A 307-nucleotide genomic window follows, 5' to 3' on the forward strand; every position below is an offset into this window, starting at 1 on the left:
CAGATCCCCCTCGGGGATGTCGCGGTTGGGGCCATGGCTGACCCAGGAGTTCGCGGTCTCGCCGTGACCGCCCTTGGTGAAGTGGTCAACGAGCTCGCTCAGGCCGCTGGCGATCAGGCCGCCGACCCCGGCGGTGCCGACGCCGCCCAGAAGCCCGGCCAGATTCCCGAGGCCGCCGCTGCCGGTGGCCGTGCCGGTGGAGGCTGTGTTCGGGATCGGTGGGACGGTGCGTTGGGGTGCGGGCGGCTCGTGGCCCTTCAGCAGCTCGGCGAGCTTGTCGCGGTTCTGGTAGCCGGCCACGGCCAGA

The 307-nt window shown here is 72.3% G+C and carries 1 protein-coding gene; it reads right to left on the minus strand.

Translation table 11 applies throughout. The annotated features are described in order from the left end of the window. A partial coding sequence (locus tag ASF20_RS10695) for a YidB family protein (RefSeq protein ID WP_244476392.1) occupies positions 1 to 306 on the minus strand: 306 nt, incomplete at its 3' end. Position 307 lies beyond the last annotated feature (1 nt).

The sequence above is a fragment of the Methylobacterium sp. Leaf88 genome (genome assembly GCF_001422795.1).
In the GTDB taxonomy this organism is placed as follows: Bacteria; Pseudomonadota; Alphaproteobacteria; order Rhizobiales; family Beijerinckiaceae; genus Methylobacterium.